This is a genomic window from Halolamina salifodinae, from assembly GCF_017874235.1.
GTDB lineage: Archaea > Halobacteriota > Halobacteria > Halobacteriales > Haloferacaceae > Halolamina > Halolamina salifodinae.
Genome location: NZ_JAGGLC010000008.1, coordinates 1 through 2559, shown reverse-complemented (window position 1 = coordinate 2559; position 2559 = coordinate 1). Strand labels below are relative to the sequence as shown.

Below are 2559 nucleotides of genomic sequence, written 5' to 3'. Positions count from 1 at the left end.
GGAGCCGAAGTTCCGTCGTACGTTTTGAAAAACGAACTAGGGAGTGTATCTCTTTGGCGAGTCTAACTAGTGAACCTAGGAAGGCGCAGGGAAACCGATAGGGGCGCAGCATTGCCAGGCCCACCGTGTTCAAGCGCGGGGAGTCGAAGGGATACGACCCGGAACCGAGCGATCTACTCTGGAGCAGGGTGAAGCGTGGCGAAAGCCACGTGGAGGCCCGTTAGGGTTGGTGTCCTACAATACCCTCCCGTGACTCGAGAGTAGGGGTGAAAGGCCCATCGAGCTCGGCAACAGCTGGTTCCAACCGAAACATGTCGAAGCATGACCTCTTCCGAGGTAGTTTGCGCGGTAGAGCGACCGATTGAGAGACCCGCCTCCGAGAGGAGTCGGCCTTTCTGTCGAACTCCGAACGTGCAAACGCCGTGGACGAAGGGAGTCCGGTGCCCGGGGTAAGCTTGGGTACCATGAGGGAAACAACCCAGAGCTGGGTTAAGGTCCCAAAGTGTAGATTAAGTGCGATTCGAAGGTGGTCTCGAGCCCTAAACAGCCGGGAGGTGAGCTTAGAAGCAGCTACCCTCTAAGAAAAGCGTAACAGCTTACCGGCCGAGGTTCGAGGCGCCGAAAATGATCGGGGCTCAAATCTACCACCGAGACCTAGCGGTGCTGTGTACAACAGCAATTCTGTAGGTTGGCATTCTGGACGGGTGGAAGCACGGGTGAGAACTCGCGTGGACCGTCTAGTAACGAAAATCCTAGTCATAGTAGCAGCGAAAGTCGGGTGTGAACCCCGACGGCCAGAAGAGTAAGGGTTCCTTGGCACTGTCAATCAGCCAAGGGTTAGTCGATCCTAAGGCTCCTCGTAACTCGCAGGAGTCGAAAGGGTAGCTGGTTAATATTCCAGCACTACCGTACATTGAAACCGACACTTCCGGAACCATCGTGCTGGGCTTTCGCCCAGTCGAATCGAGGAAGCTCGTGGACGCCGTAACGGCACGAAGCGAACGAATCTCGAGATAGCGTGAGACGATGTTACCAGGAGTCCGTGAAAAGGGAGTACGGTATCCGTACCGAGATCCGACACAGGTACTCTGCCAGAGCAAGGCGCGGCCTGTCGGGAGAACCGACGTTAGGGAATTCGGCAAGTTAGTTCCGTACGTTCGCAATAAGGAATGCCTGCCCCTCGCGGGGCAGGTCGCAGTGTCTTGGGCGCTCCGACTGTCTAGTAACAACACAGGTGACCGCAAATCCGCAAGGACTCGTACGGTCACTGAATCCTGCCCAGTGCGGGTATCTGAACACCTCGTACAAGAGGACGAAGGACCCGTCAACGGCGGGGGTAACTATGACCCTCTTAAGGTAGCGTAGTACCTTGCCGCTTCAGTAGCGGCTTGCATGAATGGATCAACGAGAGCGCCACTGTCCCAACGTTGGACCCGGTGAACTGTACGTTCCAGTGCGGAGTCTGGAGACCCCCAAGGGGAAGCGAAGACCCTATAGAGCTTTACTGCAGGCTGTCGCTGAGACGTGGTCGCTAATGTGCAGAGTAGGTAGGAGCCGTTACACAGGTACCCGCGCTAGCGGGCCACCGAGGCATTCATGAAACACTACCCGTTAGTGACTGCGACTCTCACTCCTGGCGGAGGACACCGGTAGCCGGGCAGTTTGACTGGGGCGGTACGCGCTCGAAAAGATATCGAGCGCGCCCCAAGATTTCCTCACTCGGGTCGGGAACCCGAGGAAGAGCGCAAGAGCAAACGGAAGTCTGACAGTGTCATTCCCAACGAGTGACGCTGACGCGAAAGCGTGGTTTAGCGAACCAACCATGGTCCTTGATGGGCCAGGTTGCTGACAGAAAAGCTACCTTAGGGATAACAGAGTCGTCACGCGCAAGAGCACATATCGACCGCGTGGCTTGCTACCTCGATGTCGGTTCCCTCCATCCTGCCCGTGCAGAAGCGGGCAAGGGTGAGGTTGTTCGCCTATTAAAGGAGGTCGTGAGCTGGGTTTAGACCGTCGTGAGACAGGTCGGCTGCTATCTATTGGGGGTGTTATGGTACTTGACGAGAACGATCGTATAGTACGAGAGGAACTACGATTGGATGCCACTGGTGTACCGGTTGTTCGAGAGAGCATTGCCGGGCAGCCACGCATCACAGGGTAAGAGCTGAACGCATCTAAGCTCGAAACCTACTCGAAAAAGAAGTACCGTTGAGGTCACTCGTAGAAGAGGAGTTAGATAGACTCGGGATGTACGCGCCAAGGCAACGAGGCGTTGAGTCCGCGAGCACTAACAGACCGAAGCCATCATTCATTTGGTAATCACTCTGCACTGCGCCCGTTATCGAACGGGTCCAGGTGCGAACTGGACTACACTTACACGCGGTCGAGAGACCCAACCGAGCTTGGTATGATCGTGGTTCGATTCCGCGACTCGGCGTGAGACGGCCAGAGTGGTGAGGTAACACCCGTACCCATCCCGAACACGGAAGTTAAGCTCACCCACGTGTGGTGGAGTACTGGCGTGGGCGACCCGCTGGAAAACACGACTCGCTGTCTCTC

2 rRNA genes are annotated in these 2559 nt (G+C 56.3%); both read left to right on the top strand.

Annotated elements, in window-relative coordinates:
- Positions 1–2311: ribosomal RNA gene (locus J2753_RS14315) — 23S ribosomal RNA — on the top strand; the annotation flags it as partial.
- A gap of 126 nt (positions 2312–2437) precedes the next feature.
- A 5S ribosomal RNA gene (gene rrf, locus J2753_RS14310) occupies positions 2438–2559 on the top strand.